General features: G+C 57.7%; 15 protein-coding genes. 6 read left to right on the forward strand and 9 right to left on the reverse strand.

Going from position 1 to position 17,909, the window contains the following annotated elements:
• Positions 1-290 precede the first annotated feature (290 nt).
• The 9 genes from SCARR_RS18050 to SCARR_RS18090 all read right to left on the reverse strand — a co-directional run bounded on the left by SCARR_RS18050 (position 291) and on the right by SCARR_RS18090 (position 11,110).
• Positions 291-1,577 (reverse strand): citrate synthase, encoded by a 1,287-nt coding sequence (locus tag SCARR_RS18050; protein ID WP_136063053.1) that lies wholly within the window; start codon positions 1,575-1,577, stop codon positions 291-293.
• Positions 1,578-1,593: 16 nt separating this feature from the next.
• Positions 1,594-2,472: a succinate--CoA ligase subunit alpha gene (sucD, locus tag SCARR_RS18055; protein ID WP_136063054.1), complete on the reverse strand. Its 879-nt coding sequence runs from the start codon at positions 2,470-2,472 to the stop codon at positions 1,594-1,596.
• Between the two features lie 87 nt (positions 2,473-2,559).
• Positions 2,560-3,738, reverse strand: a complete 1,179-nt coding sequence (gene sucC, locus SCARR_RS18060) for an ADP-forming succinate--CoA ligase subunit beta (RefSeq protein ID WP_136063055.1) — start codon at positions 3,736-3,738, stop codon at positions 2,560-2,562.
• On the reverse strand, positions 3,735-5,300 hold the full coding sequence (locus SCARR_RS18065; protein ID WP_136063056.1) for a thiamine pyrophosphate-dependent enzyme: 1,566 nt from the start codon (positions 5,298-5,300) through the stop codon (positions 3,735-3,737). Before SCARR_RS18065 ends, sucC begins: the two co-directional genes overlap by 4 nt.
• Before the next feature lie 12 nt (positions 5,301-5,312).
• A complete protein-coding gene (locus SCARR_RS18070; RefSeq protein WP_136063057.1) occupies positions 5,313-7,151 on the reverse strand; it encodes a 2-oxoacid:acceptor oxidoreductase subunit alpha in 1,839 nt (612 codons plus the stop codon).
• A 3-nt stretch (positions 7,152-7,154) separates the two neighbouring features.
• A complete protein-coding gene (locus tag SCARR_RS18075; RefSeq protein WP_136063058.1) occupies positions 7,155-7,631 on the reverse strand; it encodes a CBS domain-containing protein in 477 nt (158 codons plus the stop codon).
• Positions 7,632-7,682: 51 nt separating this feature from the next.
• A complete protein-coding gene (locus tag SCARR_RS18080; RefSeq protein ID WP_136063059.1) occupies positions 7,683-8,441 on the reverse strand; it encodes a succinate dehydrogenase/fumarate reductase iron-sulfur subunit in 759 nt (252 codons plus the stop codon).
• A gap of 67 nt (positions 8,442-8,508) precedes the next feature.
• Positions 8,509-10,422, reverse strand: coding sequence for a fumarate reductase/succinate dehydrogenase flavoprotein subunit (locus SCARR_RS18085; RefSeq protein WP_136063060.1), 1,914 nt, complete (start codon positions 10,420-10,422; stop codon positions 8,509-8,511).
• A gap of 22 nt (positions 10,423-10,444) precedes the next feature.
• A complete protein-coding gene (locus SCARR_RS18090) occupies positions 10,445-11,110 on the reverse strand; it encodes a succinate dehydrogenase cytochrome b subunit (RefSeq protein ID WP_168433418.1) in 666 nt (221 codons plus the stop codon).
• 379 nt (positions 11,111-11,489) lie between these two features.
• On the opposite strand from SCARR_RS18090, the gene SCARR_RS18095 reads away from it, so the two are divergent.
• The 6 genes from SCARR_RS18095 to SCARR_RS18120 all read left to right on the forward strand — a co-directional run bounded on the left by SCARR_RS18095 (position 11,490) and on the right by SCARR_RS18120 (position 17,810).
• Entirely contained in the window at positions 11,490-12,947 is a 1,458-nt protein-coding gene (locus tag SCARR_RS18095) for an NAD(P)-dependent malic enzyme (protein WP_136063062.1), read from the forward strand.
• Between the two features lie 393 nt (positions 12,948-13,340).
• Positions 13,341-14,300: a hypothetical protein gene (locus tag SCARR_RS18100; RefSeq protein ID WP_136063063.1), complete on the forward strand. Its 960-nt coding sequence runs from the start codon at positions 13,341-13,343 to the stop codon at positions 14,298-14,300.
• A gap of 237 nt (positions 14,301-14,537) precedes the next feature.
• On the forward strand, positions 14,538-14,735 hold the full coding sequence (locus SCARR_RS18105) for a HigA family addiction module antitoxin (protein WP_136063064.1): 198 nt from the start codon (positions 14,538-14,540) through the stop codon (positions 14,733-14,735).
• A 254-nt stretch (positions 14,736-14,989) separates the two neighbouring features.
• A complete protein-coding gene (locus SCARR_RS18110) occupies positions 14,990-15,676 on the forward strand; it encodes a hypothetical protein (protein ID WP_136063065.1) in 687 nt (228 codons plus the stop codon).
• A gap of 258 nt (positions 15,677-15,934) precedes the next feature.
• On the forward strand, positions 15,935-16,099 hold the full coding sequence (locus SCARR_RS29580; RefSeq protein WP_407984857.1) for an addiction module protein: 165 nt from the start codon (positions 15,935-15,937) through the stop codon (positions 16,097-16,099).
• 322 nt (positions 16,100-16,421) lie between these two features.
• The gene (locus tag SCARR_RS18120) at positions 16,422-17,810 is read left to right on the forward strand and encodes an acyl-CoA dehydrogenase family protein (protein ID WP_168433419.1); all 1,389 of its coding nucleotides are present in this window, start codon (positions 16,422-16,424) and stop codon (positions 17,808-17,810) included.
• The last annotated feature ends 99 nt before the right edge of the window (positions 17,811-17,909 follow it).

Raw genomic sequence — 17,909 nt, forward strand, 5'->3', positions numbered from 1 at the left:
AATCAACTGGTTGGAACCCTGCGCCCATCCATTGGACAGGTAAACCGTTTGGATTTAGCCCTGCAAAATAGCATATTACGTACCATATTATACGTGTATTTTTATATTTTTTACCGGATACCAGTGAAGGTACCAGTGAATCTGTTTTTATTGTCCCAACAGCCCAAGCCACCCAACGCCGGCGGACAGGCATCCCCCGAAAGAAACTGCATGAGAGGAATACCCGTAAAAATGCGAAACGCCGGGTCGGTGTCCCGACCCGGCGTTCCCGGCAACATTGAGAGGATCGACTAACGTTGCTGCATCGGAACGTAGGAGCGGAGCGGTTCGCCGGTGTAGATCTGGCGCGGGCGGCTGATGCGCAGGCTCTGCTCGTGCATTTCGCGCCAGTTGGCGATCCAGCCGGGCATGCGACCGATGGCAAAGAGCACGGTGAACATGTTCACCGGAATGCCGATCGCGCGCAGCAGGATGCCGCTGTAGAAGTCGACGTTCGGGTAGAGGTTGCGTTCGATGAAATAGTCCTCGGAACGAGCCATCTCTTCCAATTCATACGCAATGTCGAGCAGCGGGTCGGAAACGTTCATCGCTTTCAGCACGTTGTCGACCTGGCCCTTCAGGATCTTGGCGCGCGGATCGAAACTCTTGTAGACGCGGTGGCCGAAGCCCATCAGTTTTTCGGGTGAGTTTTTGTCCTTCGCCTTTTCCACGAAATCGCGTGGCTTGATGCCGTCTTCATGGATGTGGGTCAGCATCTTGATGACCTCGCAGTTGGCGCCGCCATGCAACGGCCCCCAGAGGGCGCCGACGCCTGCGGATACCGCACTGAACAGGCTGGCATGTGAACTACCCACCATGCGAACGGTAGAAGTGGAACAGTTTTGCTCGTGGTCAGCATGCAGGATAAAGAACAAATCCAGCGCCTTTTCCACTTCCGGAAGCGGCTCATAAAGGTTGAACTGCTGGGAAAACATCAGGTGCAGAAAGTTGCCGCTATAGCTTAGATCCGGACGGGGTGCCATAAACGGCTTGCCGATCGAAGTCCGGTACGCCCAGGCCGCAATAGCGCGAACCTTGGAAATAATCTTCGCGGCCGGCAGCGTGAACGCTTCGCCTTCCGTTGCCGTGGTCAGCAGGTCGGTGTTGTAGCAGGCCAGCGTATTCAGCATGGCTGAGAGCACGGCCATGGGCGGCGCGTTGTCGGGAAAGCCTTCAAAGTGGGATTTCATTCCATAATGCAGATAGGATTCATCGCCGATTTCCTGCTCGAATTTGACGAGCTCGGATGCGTTCGGAAGGTGGCCATAGAGCACCAGGAAGGCGGTTTCCATAAAGGTCGACTTTTCAGCCAGCTCTTCAATCGCATAACCCCGATGGCGCAAAATGCCCTTTTCGCCGTCGATGAAGGTGATGTCCGAGGTGCATGAACCCGTATTGCCGTAGCCGGGATCGAGCGTGATCATGCCAGTCTTCGCGCGAAGCGATGTGATATCGAGTCCAACCTCGTTTTCAGTTCCGACAATCACATCCAGTTCCAGCTTCTGCCCTTCATATTCAATGGTTGCTTTGTTGCTCATAGTGATTCCTCCATGTCTATTTGTTTAAAGCTTCTTTAACCGTCCGGCCGATGTCCGCCGGGGACTCGACCACAATGATGCCGCACGCGGCCATCAGTTTCTTTTTTGCCGCTGCCGACTCGTCCGCGCCGGAAACAATCGCTCCGGCGTGGCCCATGCGGCGGCCCGGAGGCGCGGTCTGTCCGGCAATGAATCCGATCACCGGCTTGCTGACGTTGTCCTTGGCATACTGCGCCGCTTCGATTTCCATCGAGCCGCCGATTTCGCCGATCATTACAATCGCTTCAGTCTCCGGATCGGCTTCAAACATTTTCAGCAGATCCAGCATCGTGGTTCCAATAATTGGGTCACCGCCGATGCCGATGCAGGTCGACTGCCCAAGGCCCTCTTCGCCCAGCTGATGAGCCGCTTCGTAGGTCAGCGTTCCCGATTTTGAGATCAGGCCCACCGTACCCTTCTTTGCGATGAAGCCGGGCATGATGCCGACCTTCGCTTCGTCGGGCGTCAGAATGCCGGGACAGTTCGGGCCGATAAAGCGCGAGCCCGTGGTTTCGACAAACGCCTTTACTTCCACCATCTGCGCCACCGGAATTCCTTCCGTAATGCAGACGATCAGCTCGATGCCCGCGGCCGCCGCTTCCATGATCGCATCCGCCGCGAACGGGGGCGGCACGAAAATGAGCGATACATTGGCGCCCACTTTTTTGCGCGCTTCCTGGCAGCTGTTGAATACAGGCACCGCACCCTCAAGCGCGGTCTGCCCGCCCTTGCCCGGCGTAACGCCGCCGACCACGTTGCCACCATACTCCAAACACTGCGCGGCATGGAACGAGCCTTCAGAGCCCGTGATCCCCTGCACGATAATCTTCGAATCCTTATTAACTAAAATCGACATAATCCTATCCTGTATTTTTTAAACACGAAGACACGAAGTTCACTAAGTCAATCCGTGCCGAGCTTCGTGCTCTTGGTACCTTTGTGTTTAATTCCCTGCAGCGGCTTCCACAACTTTGATTGCGGCGTCCTCGAAGGAGTCCGCAGAAATGAGATCCACATCCGAGTTGGCCAGCAGCTCCTTCGCGATCTCCGCGTTGGTGCCGGCAAGCCGGACAACCACGGGCACGTTCAGATCGAGCACCTTGACCGCTTCAATGATGCCGTTGGCAATGCGGTCGCAGCGGACGATCCCGCCGAAAATATTGATCAGCACGGCCTTCACGTTCGGGTCGGAAAGAATGATGCGGAAGCCATTCTTCACCGTTTCGACGTTCGCGCCGCCGCCGACGTCGAGAAAGTTGGCCGGCGAGCCGCCGACCTGCTTGATAATGTCCATCGTCGCCATGGCAAGTCCGGCGCCGTTGACCATGCAGCCGACGCTGCCGTCGAGCTTGATATAGTTGAGGTCGAACTTGCCGGCCTCCACCTCGGACGGATCCTCTTCATCGAGGTCTCGCATTTCAGCCACATCCTTGTGGAGATAGAGCGCGTTGTCATCGAAGTTGATTTTTGCGTCGAGCGCAACCAGGTCGCCCTGCTCGGTAACGATCAGCGGATTAATTTCGACAATGGAGCAGTCGAGTTCGCGGTAAAGCTTGTAGAGCTTCTGGAACATGCCGACCGCCTGCTTGGCGGCCGCGCCTTCCAGCCCGAGCGCCAGCGCCAGGTTGCGCGCCTGGAAGCTGCGCAGTCCAAAGCCCGGAACAATTGCTTCCTTAACAATTTTTTCCGGCGAGGTTTTGGCCACCTCTTCAATCTCCATGCCGCCCTCGGACGACACCATGAAGGTATCCATGCCCTTGGCGCGATCGAGGGTGATCGCCGCATAAAACTCCTGCTTAATGTCGAGCGCTTCCGCCACCATCACTTTTTTGACCAGCCGCCCTTCGGCGCCGGTCTGGTGCGTGATGAGCGTCATGCCCAGAATGTTTTGAATGTTTTCAAGCGCTTTCTCGCGGCTGGTCGAAAACTTGACGCCGCCGCCCTTGCCGCGCCCGCCCGCATGAATCTGTGCTTTGATGACATACTGCTCAGCGCCGAGCTCGGCATTGACCTGATCTACGGCCGCTTCGGCCTGCGCCGCATCTTCAATGGTTACGCCATCCTGAATCGGGATGCCATAGCCCTTCAAAAGCTCTTTGGCTTGGTATTCATGTATTTTCATTTGTCTTCTGATTCCTTTTTTTCAACCTGTTCCACGGTGTCGTGAATAAAGCGCAGGATCTGGCGGATGGTCACCAGCCCGAAGCCGCCATCCTTCAGCCGGATCGGCACATGCCGATGCCCGCTGATGGAGAGAATGTTGATCACATCGCCGATGGAGTTCGACTCGTCCATGATTTCGTAGACGGGCCGCATGATCGACGAGATCGGCATGCGGTCGCGGTCGACCGAGGTGAGCACCACGTTTTGAATGATGTCGCGCTCAGAAAGGATGCCATAGAGCCGCTTCGCATCGCCCACGAGAATGCATTCGATTTTGGCGGCCTTGAAGAGGGCGATGGCCGAGGCGATGCTGTCGCGCGGCGAGAGCATTTTCGAACGCTTGTAGTCGTAGTCGTAGAAAATCTTGCCGATCGTGTTTTTCAAGCTGGCGGTGAGCGGATCGGTGGATTTAAGCAGGGCGTGGATCCGCTCGTCCATCACCTTCGACTCGTCGTTGGCGAGCGAGCTGATGCCGGTGGAACGCTTGATGGTCTTGCCCTTGTTCGAGACCGTCCAATATTCGGAACCGCGCAACAGCCCCTGCAAATTGCGGCGGCCTTTCAACGCGGTGACTTCCTTGATCTGCTTTACGAGCTCTACTTCGTAGACCGGTTTTTCCATGGCGTGGAAAATGCCGACGGGCAGCGGATAGTCCGGATAGTCCATTTTCGTGAGCATGGCGGCATAGACCGGATCCTCGCGGTGCCTGTCGTGCACGACCAGATCCTTCTTCTTGATGCCCTGCTCGCCAATCGTGACGACCACCGGTTTCGTGCCCTTGAGGATGATGCCCTTGTTGCGCTTTTCGCCGAAGATGAGCGGCTTGCCCTGTTCGAGGTAGAGCAAGCGGTCTTCGCGGCAGGAGCGGTCGGAAACTTCCGTCCAAGCGTTCTTGTTGAAAATCACGCAGCTTTGCAAAATTTCGACAAAGGCGGTGCCCTTGTGTTCCGCGCCGGCCACGAGCACTTCGGTGATGTGCTTCGGGTCGGTGTCCACCGCCCGGCCCACGAAGGTGGCCTCGGAGGCCAGTGCAATGCGCAGCGGATCGAGCGGCTCCTCGAGCACGCCATACGGACTGGTCTTGGTGATCTGCCCCTTCCGGGAGGTCGGGCTATACTGCCCCTTCGTCAGCCCGTAGATCCGGTTGTTGAGCAGGATAATGTTCATGTCGAGGTTGCGGCGCAGCGCATGGACCAAATGGTTGCCGCCGATGCTCAAGCCGTCGCCATCGCCGGTGACCACCCAAACCGACAGCTCCGGGTTGGCCACCTTCACGCCGGTGGCAATGGTGGGCGCGCGGCCGTGGATGGAGTGGAAGCCGTAGGTGTCGAGGTAGTACGGAAAACGGCTCGAACAACCGATGCCGCTGACGAACACAAACTTTTCCTTTGGCAGGCCGAGCTGCGGCAGCACGTTCTGCACGGAGTTGAGCACGGCATAGTCGCCGCACCCGGGACACCAGCGCACCTCGGAGGAGGAGACAAAATCCTGACGGGTCAAATATTCCTTCAAGCCTTCCACGGGTCTCTCCCTCTAAAGGTATTCCTTGATGCCTGCCACGAGTTCCGAAATCAGGAACATCCTGCCCTGAACCTTGCTGATGGATTTTACATCGACCAGATATTCCGCCCGCAACACCAGCGACAACTGGCCGAGGTTGAGCTCGGGAACGACGACGTGGTCGAACTGCTTCATCAGTTCGCCGAGGTCTTTCGGCAGCGGGTTGAGATGGCGCAAATGGACATAGGCCACGAATTCCCCGTCGGCCTGGAGCCGTTCGACCGCCATGGTAATTGCGCCGCGCGTGCTGCCCCAGCCCACCACCAGCACCTTGCCGTTTGGGTCGCCCATCACATGGAGGGGCGGTATATCGTCGGCGATCCGTTGCACTTTTTCGGCGCGGAGGCGGCACATGGTTTCGTGGTTTTCGGCGTCGTAGCTCACCACGCCGTTCTCGGTTTTTTCGAGCCCGCCGATGCGGTGTTCGAAGCCCGGGCGCCCGGGCACGGCCAAACGCCGCGCCAGCGTTTTCGGATCGCGCTGATACGGGATGTATGCCTCGCCTTGCTTGATCGGCTCGACGGAGATGTCGGGAATGTCCGTGACCTCCGGAACCTTCCAAGGTTCGGAGCCGTTGGCTAGGTAGGTATCGGTCAGCATCACGACCGGCGTGCGGAACTTCAGCGCAATGCGCGCGGCTTCGATGGCGCAGTCGAAACAGTCGGAAGGCGAGTCCGCGGCAATCACCGCCACTGGCGATTCGCCGTTGCGGCCATAGAGGGTTTGCAGCAGGTCGGCCTGCTCCGTCTTGGTTGGCAGGCCCGTGCTTGGCCCCGCTCGCTGCACGTTCACCACCACGAGCGGCAGCTCGGTGATCACCGCGAGCCCGAGCGCTTCGGACTTAAGGCAGAGGCCAGGCCCACTGGTGGTCGTTACGCCAAGCGCCCCGGCAAACGCCGCGCCGATCGCCACGCCGATGGCGGCAATCTCGTCCTCGGCCTGCACGGTCTTGACGTTGAAGTTGCGATGCTTGGAAAGCGTTTCGAGGATCGGGGTTGCCGGGGTGATGGGATAGCTGCCCAGCACCAGGTCGCGCCAGCTGTTTTCCGAGGCGGCGATCAGCCCGAGCGCCGTGGCCTCGTTGCCGGTGATCTTGCGGTAGATTCCGTCTTCGAGAATGCGCTTGTGCACCGAATATTGCGGCAGGCTGATGTCCTTGTTTTCACCCACGATGAATCCGGCTTTGAGCGCCAGCGTGTTGGCGTCGGCCATCATCGGCAGCTTTTCGCGCCACTTGGTTTCGATCCACTCCAGCGTCATGTCGAGCGGCCGTGAATAGACCCAATAGGCGATGCCCAGCGAAAAAAAGTTTTTACAGCGCGCACGCAATGCGGGCTTGAGCGGCAAATCCTTGAGCGCCTCGGCGGTCAGCGCATTGATGTCCACCTTGAACACGGTGTATTCGTCTTCGAGCGCGGGGTCGTCGAGCGGGTTGGTTTCGTAGAGCGCCTTCTTGAGGTTCGGTGCCGTGAACGAGCCGGTGTTGACGATCAGCAGCCCTTTCGGCTCCAGTTCCCGCAGGTTCACCTTGAGCGCGGCGGGATTCATCACGATCAGCGCATCGGCTTTATCGCCCGGCGTCATAACGCTGGTGCAGCCAAAGTGCACCTGAAAGCCGGACACGCCCGGCAGCGACCCGGCGGGTGCGCGGATCTCCGACGGGAAATCGGGGAAGGTCACAATGGCATCGCCCAGCAACGCGCTGGCGTCAGCGAAGAGTTCGCCCACCGTCTGCATCCCGTCGCCGGAGTCGCCGGCAAAACGAACCACAACCGAGTCTTTCTCTATGAGATTGGATTTCTTTTCAGCCATGGTTTATTCCCCCGCCGCATGCGTGGCAATCAGGCTGCTGTCGGGCGGCAGGTTCATGACCTCCAGCGGCAGGTGCTCGCTGATGAAAACCATCAGGCCGCGGATCGATAGAATGCCCTCGATGGCTTCGCCGTTGAGGATCGGCATGTGGCGAAAGGGGTTGGAGTGGAAGATTTCCAGCGCCTCCTGCACCGTCAGCGCGGGCGTGGCGGTGAACGGATTTTCCGTCATGATGGTATCGACGGGCGTGTCGCCGGGCAGGGTCGAGCCGACATATTCATGCATCAGGTCGCCGTTGCTCAGCAGGCCGATAATCTTCTGGTCGGCACCCACCACGAGCACGCAGCCGATCTGGTTGTATTTCATCTCCTTGACGGCATCGATGATGGACGTGCCCGAAGGAACCACCGCCGGACGCTGGAGATCAACCTTGCTGATCGGCTCAGACCAGAATGTTTCCTTCTTTCTCGCTGCTGCCATGGGGATCCTTTTCGTGAAGCGTGACGATTGAGGCGTGATTCATGTCACGTTTCACTTTTCACTCGTTAAACTTGCCTTGACAAACTCTCTGTTCAACCTGGCGATATTCTTCACGTCGATGCCTTTCGGGCAGGCGACGGCGCACTCGTATTCGTTCGAGCAGTTGCCGAAGCCGAGCTCGTCCATTTTATTGACCATGCCCAGCACGCGCTGCGTCCGCTCGGGATGGCCTTGCGGCAGCAGGGCGTATTGCGAAACCTTGGCCGCCGTAAAGAGCATCGCCGCCCCGTTCGGGCAGGCCGCCACGCAGGCGCCGCAGCCGATGCACTGGGCCGCGTCCATCGAGGCCTCCGCCATTTCCTTTTTGATCGGTGTGGTGGAAGCTTCCGGCGCGTTGCCGGTCTTCACCGAAACATAGCCGCCTTCAGCGATGATCTGATCGAGGCCGGAGCGGTCGACAATCAAATCCTTGATAACCGGAAAGGCCGTAGCGCGGAACGGTTCGATGACGACCGTTTCGCCGTCCTTAAAGTGGCGCATGTGCAACTGGCAAAGCGTGGTGCGCTCGTGCGAACCGTGGGTCTTGCCGTTCACCAGCGAGCCGCAGCAGCCGCAGATGCCCTCGCGGCAGTCGTGCTCGAATGCGATCGGCTCGCCTCCGCCGAGGGTGATCTCCTCGTTCACGACGTCCAGCATTTCGAGGAACGAGGCGTCGGTGTCGATGCCGTTGGCTTCGTAGTCTTCGAAGCGCCCTGCTTCCCCGCGGTTCTGGCGCCAGACCTTCAGTTTGAGATTAATTTTTTCCGACATGTCTTGCCTTCCTCCGGGCAGGCGAGCCGCCTGCGATACTTAAAACCTAACACTAGAAACTTAAAACTTACTTATACGACCGCTGGCTAAGCTTCACTTCTTCGAATTCCAACGCCTCCTTGTGGAGCACCGGCTCGTTTTCCAATCCTTGGAACTCCCACGCGCCGACGTAGCAAAACTCGTCGTCCTTGCGCAGGGCCTCGCCCTCTTCCGTCTGGCTCTCCTCGCGGAAGTGGCCACCGCAAGATTCCGCGCGCTCCAGCGCATCCTTCACCATCAGTTCGGCGAATTCCATAAAGTCGGCGACGCGGTTGGCTTTTTCCAGCGCTTGGTTCAAATCGTCGGCCGAGCCGGGCACGTTGACGTTTTTCCAGAACTCCTCGCGGATCTTGGGAATCTTTTCGAGCGCCTCTTTCAGCCCTTTTTCGCTGCGCGCCATGCCGCAGTTTTCCCACAGCAGGTGGCCGAGTTCCTTGTGGAAATCATCGACCGTACGGTTGCCGTTGACAGCCAGCAGTTTGTCGAGCTTGTCCTGGGCGGCCTTCTCGGCCTCGGCGAAGGCTTCGTGGTCGGTTCCAACCGTTGGAAGGTTGTTGGACGCGAGATAGTCGTTGATCGTGTTCGGGATCACGAAGTAGCCGTCGGCCAGCCCCTGCATAAGCGCCGAAGCCCCGAGGCGGTTGGCGCCGTGATCGGAAAAGTTGCATTCGCCGATGGCATAGAGGCCGGGCAGCGAGGTCATCAAATTATAGTCCACCCAGAGGCCGCCCATGGTGTAGTGCACGGCCGGATAAATCATCATCGGCGTGGTGTACGGGTCTTCGTCGGTAATGCGGTTGTACATTTCGAACAGGTTGCCGTACTTGGCTTCAATGTTGTCGCGCCCGAGGCGTTCGATGGCTTCGGCAAAATCGAGATAGACGGCGTTGCCCGTCGGGCCGACGCCGCGCCCTTCGTCGCACACCATCTTGGCATTTCGCGAAGCGAGGTCGCGCGGCACGAGGTTGCCGAAAGCCGGGTATTTGCGTTCGAGGTAATAGTCGCGCTCGTCTTCCGGAATCTGGTTGGCGGGGCGTTGGTCGTCTTTGGCTTTCGGCACCCAGATGCGCCCGTCGTTGCGAAGCGACTCCGACATGAGCGTAAGCTTGCTCTGGTATTCGCCGTGGACCGGGATGCAGGTCGGGTGGATCTGCGTGTAGCACGGGTTGGCGAAGGCGGCGCCCTTTTTATAGGCGCGCCACGCCGCGCTGGCGTTGCAGTTCATGGCGTTGGTCGAAAGGAAAAAAACGTTGCCGTAGCCGCCGGTGGCCAGCACGACTGCGTCGGCTTCGTGGCGGCTCAGCTCGCCGGTGACGAGGTTGCGGGAAATAATGCCGCGGGCCACTCCGTCGATCACCACGATGTCGATGACTTCCTCGCGGGTGTACATGGTCACCCCGCCCTTCTTGATCTCCTTGGAGAGCGCGCCGTAGGCGCCGAGCAGGAGCTGCTGGCCGGTTTGGCCGCGGGCGTAGAAGGTACGGGAAACCTGCGCGCCGCCAAAGGAGCGGTTGTCGAGATGGCCGCCGTATTCGCGGGCAAAGGGAATGCCCTGCGCCACGCAATGGTCGATGATCAGATTGGAGCATTCCGCGAGACGGTGCACGTTGGCCTCGCGGGAGCGGAAGTCGCCGCCCTTGACGGTGTCGTAAAAGAGGCGGAAGACGGAGTCGCCGTCGTTGGGATAGTTTTTGGCGGCGTTAATGCCGCCCTGCGCGGCGATGGAATGCGCGCGGCGCGGGGAGTCGGAATAGGTGAAGCAGTCCACCTTGTAGCCCAGTTCGGACATTGTTGCCGAGGCGGAGGCGCCGGCCAAACCGGAGCCGACCACGATCACCTTGTGCTTCCGTTTATTGGCTGGGTTGACCAGCTTAACCTTGAATTTGTGGTTCGTCCACTTTTCGGCCATCGGGCCTTCGGGAATTTTGGCGTCTAGTTTCATAGTTAAAAATCCTTAAAAGCGGTTAACCAACGAAGGCCATGATCGGAATAATGGCAAAAGTGGAGGCCATGCCCCATCCAATGACGACGCTGGCCAGCTTGATCTTGCTGTCGTTGCGCGGGATATACAGGCCATAGGTCTGCAGCGAGCTTTGCAGCGCGTGGCTGAGGTGAAACCCGACCGCCAGCATAAAGCCCACATAAAAAAGCAGGTGGAGCGGATCGCCCTGAAAGCGGGACAGCACCATGGCGTAAACATTGTACATGTGGTCGCCGTGCTCGCTAATGATCTCGGTCTTTTCGTAGAATTTAAAATCCAGCAAGTGTTTCAGGATGAAGATAAAAATCATGCCGCCGGAATACGGCATCAGCTTCGCCGCCAGCGAGCGTTCTTTCGAGTCCTTTTGCGTGTGGCGCTTGTCGTGCGCCTTCGCGTTGGCGAACACCACGCGAAAAGCCATGATCATGTGGACCGAAATCGACGCGAGCATCAGCACTTCGATGCCGATTACGATCGGCACCAGCTGATGCAGATGGTGGGCGTAGGAGTTGAACAGATCCGGCCCAAACAGGAACAGCACGTTCCCGCCCATATGCGGGATCAAAAACAAGAGAAACATGATCAGCCCAGAGGTTGCTAAAAGCAGCTTTTGGCCGATGGAGGATAGTATCGTTCTTTTTAGAGTCATTACCCGCATCCCTTACTTCAAGGTCATTTTTTTACGTATAGATGATTATCATTATAATATTTTCATGTATTTTGAAATCGCTTTGTTCGCTTTTCTTGAAAACGCGTTCGCCACCAACCTTCGTGCAACAAATATGTCCTGATTTTCAGGGAGGATTCTAAATGCGTAGTCGCCTATCATCAAGACCTTGTCGATTCTAATTCCAAATCGCCCCGGCTGCAAACTAGAACCAAAACCGCGAATGAACACAAATACACGCTGATTTTATAAAGCCACTCGAAGAGCTCTATAATAATTCGTGTTCATTCGCGGTTTGAATTGATTTGTTCAAAAGCGCGGGCATAATCGCTGACCTAGTCAGTTAAAAAGGAGAGAACCCATGTCTAAAATTGAAAACCTGAAACTCGAAAACCTTGATTCACTTTTCCCGGAAAGCTTCACCCCCGACCAGATCGCTCAAGGCAAAACCCTCTTTTTGAAAGAAGTCGCTGAAACCATGCACGAATTCTACGGCGGCAAGATGCAGACGATTCCAAAGGCGGGATACTACGGCTTCAACTGGTTCAACGTTTGGTATTCCCCCGGCGTCTCCCGCGTTTCAACCGAAATCCGTGAAAACCCCAAGCGCTCGTTTGATCTTTCCAACCGCGGCAACCTGATTGCCGTCGTCTCCGACTCCACCCGCGTACTCGGCGACGGCGACTGCGGCCCGTCCGGAGGCCTCGGCGTGATGGAAGGAAAAGCCTTCCTCATGAAATACCTCGGTGGCGTAGACGCCATTGCGCTCTGCATTGATGCGAAGGGTGAAGACGGCAAGAGCGATCCGAAAAAGATCATCGATTTTGTAAAAATGATCCAGCCCAGCGTCGGCGGCGTCAACCTCGAAGACATTTCCCAGCCCAACTGCTTCGAAGTGCTCGACACCCTGCGCGACACCTGCGACATCCCGGTCTGGCACGACGATGCCCAAGGAACCGGCTGCGTCACCCTCGCCGGCCTCATCAACGCACTCAAAGTGGCAGGCAAAAAAATGGGCGACGTCAAAATCGCCATGCTCGGCGCCGGCGCATCCAACACCACCATCGCCAGCCTCATCATTCAGACCGGCGGCGATCCGAAGAAAATCGTGATGTGCGACTCCAAGGGCGGCCTGCACGCCGACCGCGCCGATATCGAAGCCAACAAAGCCTTCTATAAAAAATGGGAGCTCTGCCAGTCCACCAACCCGAACAAGATTAACTCCATCGACGAAGCCATGAAGGGCGCCGATGTGCTGATTGCCCTCTCCCGGCCCGGACCGGACGTCATTAAGCCCGAATGGGTCTCCACCATGGCCGACAAATCCATCTGCTTCGTCTGCGCCAACCCCGTGCCCGAAATCTATCCGCACGCCGCCAAAGCCGCCGGCGCCTACATTGTCGCCACCGGACGCGGCGACTTCCCGAACCAGGTCAACAACTCGCTCTGCTTCCCCGGCCTGCTCAAAGGCGCGCTGCTGGTTAAAGCCAAAAAGATTACCGACAAAATGGCCATCGCCGCCGCCTATGCCATCGCCGAGTCCGCCGAAAAGAACGGCCTCTCGCCCGACTACATTGCCCCGCTGATGGACGAGACCGAAACCTTCCGCAACGTCGCCAAAGCCGTCGCCCTCCAAGCGATGGAAGACGGCGTTGCCCGCGTCCAAATGACCGGCGACGAAGTCTACGCCCAGGCCAAAAAGGAAATCGACGAATCCCGCAACCTCACCCAAAGCCTCATGGACAACAATTTCATCAAAGAGCCCCCGCTCGAAATGCTCGAAGACTGTCTGGAGAAGGCCATCGCGCAGATGGGGTAATGGACAGCAAGCTCGAGAAGCAATTCAGGGAGCGATACGCGCGACCTTGTAAAGACGATCCCCGGAGGGGATTCCTGTTAATAGCCACGGGTTTCAACCCGTGGAAATTCGTCGCCACGCAACAAGCCCTGAAGGGGCTGCCCTATCTATTGTATCGATTCTGTTGGGCAACCCCCTCCGGGGTTTGATTCCATTTCGTTCGTGACCACGGGTTAGCACCCGTGGCTATTCGTGTTTCGCCCCTCCGGGGCTGGTTGCAGGTAGGCTCATGAAACGAGGCCGCCAGGATGGCGGCAAAACGTACCAAAGGCATCCCGCCTGCCATGCAGGAACGGGGTCGGGCGCACTCCAGAGCGGACTGCGTCCGCAGGTTTGGCGCTTTGCAAGAGCCGGGTGATCTGGCAGTTTTCCGGCATGTTGCGCGGAATCATAGGTTGGGCACTGCTGCTGGCACTCGATGCGGCGGGGAGCATGACGTGGGAGGTCAATACCTACGACCATAAGGCTGCCGTCCAGCAAAACGCCGAAAACAGCTATCCCGGCGTGACGCTCGATTCCTACGACGTAATGTGGTTCGACGACTATCTGACCGCCCTCTGGCTTATTCCGGAAAACCAGCTGCTCTATGCCTCGGCCGAGACGATGGTCGCCAGCAATGACTTCGATTTTTTCCTCTCCCCCGATGGCGACATTCGGAACACGTCGGGCTGGCAGCTGAAAATGAACAGCGCGGCGTTAGGTGACGAGACGATTGAAAACAATGGCGGGGTTCCGGGAAAACACTACCCCCTCTGGACCCACGGCCTGTCGGCGCTGCCGACGTTGACGCACGGGCAGGGGCTGGTGGACATCGACAACGACGACGTGATTGACTATGCCCTCCACATTTCCACCAACCCATCCTTCGTCCTGGGCGTGGGGCATACGGGGACAGTAAACATTCCCCAAACCGGCGGCGTGTTGAGCTTTGTGCCGACCTCGACCACCACTTCCAACGGCGCGACGTATGAGGTGCTGATGGCCGCCGGGCTGGCGGCGTCGAACTCCACCAGGGCCGCGTTCGAGGCGGCTTCGTGGATGGCGTCCGACGTCGACGTGCATTGGGACTGGCAGGAATATATTGCCGGCACCGACCCGACCAACGGGCTGGATTTTTTTCAGCTGTCGATTTCCAGCAACGCCCTGCACCTTTCGACCGTCAGCAACCGGAACTATACGGTGCGCACGGGCGGACAGCCCGGCGGTCTGTCCCTACCCTTCACCAACTTTCCAGGGATTGGAACCCCGGTCGAAATCCCCATCGGCCCAACCGCCACCTCCGCCTTTTTCCGGGCAGAGATCTCGCTGCCCTGACTTGCTGCGCAAAGCGCCCTGAAGTGCGGAGACCGCGTCGGCGCTTTCCGTGCGCAAAGAGCGGAGACGCGGAACAAACGGATCGGTTCTGAGAACCGACACTACATTTCCCAATCGTTGGGAAACGGCGCAGAGCACCGTTCTACGTGATTCGGTGACTCCAATGCGGCAGTTGCCCAACTCCTCTCCTTTGAACGCGAGCTTGACGGCCATATTCTTTTGGGTTAGGAGAAAATCATGGACGCGATTAATGTACCTCCGGGCGAAGCCCTTCAGGAATTTCTGGGAGACTACAATCTTAGCCAAAGCCAGTTGGCGAGAGAGTTGCGCGTGCCCGTGCGCCGCATCAACACGATTGTCCGCGGCGAACGCAGCATTACCGCCGACACCGCCGGGCGGCTTGCCTGCTATTTCGGCAACCGCGCCGATTTTTGACTGGGGCTGCAGGAGCTGTTCGACATCAATGAAACCGAACGAAAGCTATCCAGCGAACTGTTGAAGATTCATCCGGCAGCAGTTTAAGTCATGCGGATCCGGGATCAGATCTTGAGCAAAGGGCAGTCCTATGAAATGATGCTTATTGCTTTGCGACCACGGTCCCGAGGTCGGCGTCCCCCGTGTTCAGATGACCGGCAACATAGTCTACGCCCAGGACAAACGTTTTATTTATCTAGGAGAATAGGAAACCCATGAAGAAAACAGCAACTCTACTACTCGTCACAACATTCGCGCTTGCGGCTGCCGCCGATGAATACAAACCCTCAAAGCTCAAGCATCTACAGGCCCTGCGCGCCAAACATATCAAGCAGATCGACGATACTTACATCCGAGAACTGGATAAACTAAAACTTGAATATACGAAACGCGGCGACCTGGACGGCGCCAATGCCATAAACTCGGCACTTGTGAAAATGATGGCCAAAGCGGGAAACGAAGCACCCGCCGAAGAAACCCTCGAGGATTACATGATCATCGTCCCGGCGCAGGAGTATAAAGACGCGGGCAACGACCCAAACCTCCAGCAGGAACATGCCGACGAGTATGCCAAACTAGTCGTTCCAGGCCGAGCTTGGGTTGAGTGGGAAGTGAAACTTCCGGAGGGAGAATACTACCTTCATATTCTCTACGCATCGGCAGCTCCACGCGCATGCCATCTGGAGATTAACGGCAAAGAACAGGAAGGGGAATTCCTTAAAGGCCGGACCGGCAGCTTTAACGCCGATGGTGTGGCCTGGGTCAACTGCGGCAAGTTCACCTTCAAGAAAGGCCGGAACTCCATCCTGCTCAACCCGATTGGCGTTGGCCCTCATTACCAAGAACTCGTTTTGTCAAAAAGCGAAAATCCGCCGTATGAGATTGGAAATAAAATAAGGTAGGGAGCCGAGGCCAGTCCTGTGAAATGCTGCCCCGTGCTCTGCGACCTCGGCCGACACGGAGGCCGTTCCTCCATTTCGGCTCTCAGAACCGGCGCTACATTTTCCAATCCCTGAAAAACGGCGCAGAGCACCGTTCTACGAATGACATCCAGGAAATGCCGGTTGATTTAGAAAAAATTGCCACCCCCTAAACCTGCTGTTAGATTATGGCCAATCAGCCAGGAGATACAGATGAGTACAGCACTGGCCTTGGACAAAATGACGACTGATGACAAACTCCGTGCGCTTGAGGAGATTTGGGACAATCTTGCCCTTACCCCCTCGGAAGCTCCCGCTCCACAGTGGCACGGGGAAGAACTTATAAGCGCGCGAAGAACGTCTCGCCAAAGGACCAACCCACTTCAGCGACTGGTCGGAGGCTAAGGAAAGGATTCGCGGACAGATTCGATGAAGATTCAAATTCTCCATGAAGCCGAGCTTGATTGCCGACAAGATCCAGCCAAAACCGAAAACCGATTGGCGTGAAAGAGCCAATAACCGAACATTCGCAAGGCGCTATCGCGCACGGCGTCTCCGGGAATCGGCATCATTAAATTTGAGGCCAGTCGCGCCGGCCCCATTACTCTTGTTTCCCCGCTCCTTTTCGGGCATCTTATCTGCCAGCTAAAGATTTGTTTACGGCCCAGAACGGATTTATTTCCTCCCCCTCTCCGGGTTGGGCTTTGGTTCTTTTTAGAGGATGATTATGCACGAGACGCTCGACCAATATCTACGCAGCTACTTCGCTTCGACCCCGGACTACCATTCTTACGACGAAGCGTTTCTGACCGATTTTCTAAAGATGGGGCCGCTCCGCGGCTTCATCCCAACCAGCTTGGGCGGCACCTATGACGGTACGCCGACCTGCATGGCGATGCTGGAAACGGTCTCCTATCATTGCCTGCCGCTGGGGCTTGCCCTGGGCATTACCGGGTCGCTTTTTCTGCAGCCGATGGCCAAGCTTGCCCCGAAGGAACTCAGCGAGAGGATTCTGCCGCGCTTCCTCAACAGCGCGGAGCTCGGGGGCATGATGATTACCGAGCCCACAGGGGGCACCGATATTTTCGGGCTGCGGAGCACGCTCGAAACGGCCAATGGGCAGGCCACGCTTAATGGCGTCAAGTGCTGGGGAGGCCTTACGGGACGGGCCGAACACTGGCTGGTTGCCGCGCGAATCAAGAAGGGCGGCAAGCTGACGCGCCGCGTGGCGATGGTCTATGTGCCGTTGGCCTCGAAAGGCGTCGCCGTAGAGGAATATTTCGATGCGCTGGGGCTGCAGCCGATTGCATACGGCCGAACGCGCTACTCCAACGTTACCATTCCGGAATCGTATGTCATAACGCCCCCGGGCGGCAGCGCCCTCCGCGATATCCTGGACACCCTCTTCAGAAGCCGCATGGGGGTTTCGGCCATTGCGGCCGGCCAATGCCGCCGGCTGGTGGACGAGGTGACCGAACGCGCCAACTCGCGAGTCTCCTTCGGGCGAATCATTGCCGAATACGACCAGGTTCAGTTCCGGCTCTCCGGACTGCGCGGCATGGAGCAGGTTAACCAGAGCCTCTGGCACTTTGTGGGCGACTGGAAAGACAGCCACAACGATGTCTCCGGCGACCAGGTTCTGGCGAATGCCGTCAAGGTGATGTCGACGGATGCGCTCACGGCGGCAGCGGACTCCGCTGTGCAGGTTTTTGCAGGGGCGGCCTACAAGCGCAGCAGCGTGATTGGGCGTTCGTTCACCGATTCGCGCCCGTTCCAAATTTTCGAAGGAAGCAACGATGTGCTGCTTGAAAACACCTACGAAGTGCTGGCCAGCCGCTATGGCGGCGTCGATCCCGAGACGGTGGGGATGGAGTTCGAACGGTACGGCTTGAGCGTATCGAATGAAATTCCGGCCATGGTGCGGGAAGCCCTGGTGCGCAAAGAGGAACTGTCCCAGCGGCAAAAGGTCCTCTATGGAAAAATCGTATCCTGGATGCTGGTGCAGGCGGTGCTCGAACAGGAATCATCCCATACTGGGCGTGTCGTGGAAGACGGCACGCGGCTCGCCCACCGGCACATGGCCGCCCATGCGGCGGAAATGCCTTATATGGGGTAGCACCTCCTGCTTCGCTTCATAGAACCGACGCTACATCCTTGCAGGAGGGCTCAGCTCCGGCGTTGCCGCGTCGCCAACAGCGAAAAAGGTCCTGAGCCT

The sequence above is a fragment of the Pontiella sulfatireligans genome, assembly GCF_900890705.1.
GTDB lineage: Bacteria > Verrucomicrobiota > Kiritimatiellia > Kiritimatiellales > Pontiellaceae > Pontiella > Pontiella sulfatireligans.

Coding starts and splice junctions, on each gene's coding strand:
- SCARR_RS18050 (WP_136063053.1), bottom strand. CDS start 1,577: ATGAGCAACAAAGCAACCATTGAATATGAAGGGCAGAAGCTGGAACTG.
- sucD (WP_136063054.1), bottom strand. CDS start 2,472: ATGTCGATTTTAGTTAATAAGGATTCGAAGATTATCGTGCAGGGGATC.
- sucC (WP_136063055.1), bottom strand. CDS start 3,738: ATGAAAATACATGAATACCAAGCCAAAGAGCTTTTGAAGGGCTATGGC.
- SCARR_RS18070 (WP_136063057.1), bottom strand. CDS start 7,151: ATGGCTGAAAAGAAATCCAATCTCATAGAGAAAGACTCGGTTGTGGTT.
- SCARR_RS18075 (WP_136063058.1), bottom strand. CDS start 7,631: ATGGCAGCAGCGAGAAAGAAGGAAACATTCTGGTCTGAGCCGATCAGC.
- SCARR_RS18080 (WP_136063059.1), bottom strand. CDS start 8,441: ATGTCGGAAAAAATTAATCTCAAACTGAAGGTCTGGCGCCAGAACCGC.
- SCARR_RS18085 (WP_136063060.1), bottom strand. CDS start 10,422: ATGAAACTAGACGCCAAAATTCCCGAAGGCCCGATGGCCGAAAAGTGG.
- SCARR_RS18090 (WP_168433418.1), bottom strand. CDS start 11,110: ATGACTCTAAAAAGAACGATACTATCCTCCATCGGCCAAAAGCTGCTT.
- SCARR_RS18095 (WP_136063062.1), top strand. CDS start 11,490: ATGTCTAAAATTGAAAACCTGAAACTCGAAAACCTTGATTCACTTTTC.
- SCARR_RS18105 (WP_136063064.1), top strand. CDS start 14,538: ATGGACGCGATTAATGTACCTCCGGGCGAAGCCCTTCAGGAATTTCTG.
- SCARR_RS18110 (WP_136063065.1), top strand. CDS start 14,990: ATGAAGAAAACAGCAACTCTACTACTCGTCACAACATTCGCGCTTGCG.
- SCARR_RS29580 (WP_407984857.1), top strand. CDS start 15,935: ATGACGACTGATGACAAACTCCGTGCGCTTGAGGAGATTTGGGACAAT.
- SCARR_RS18120 (WP_168433419.1), top strand. CDS start 16,422: ATGCACGAGACGCTCGACCAATATCTACGCAGCTACTTCGCTTCGACC.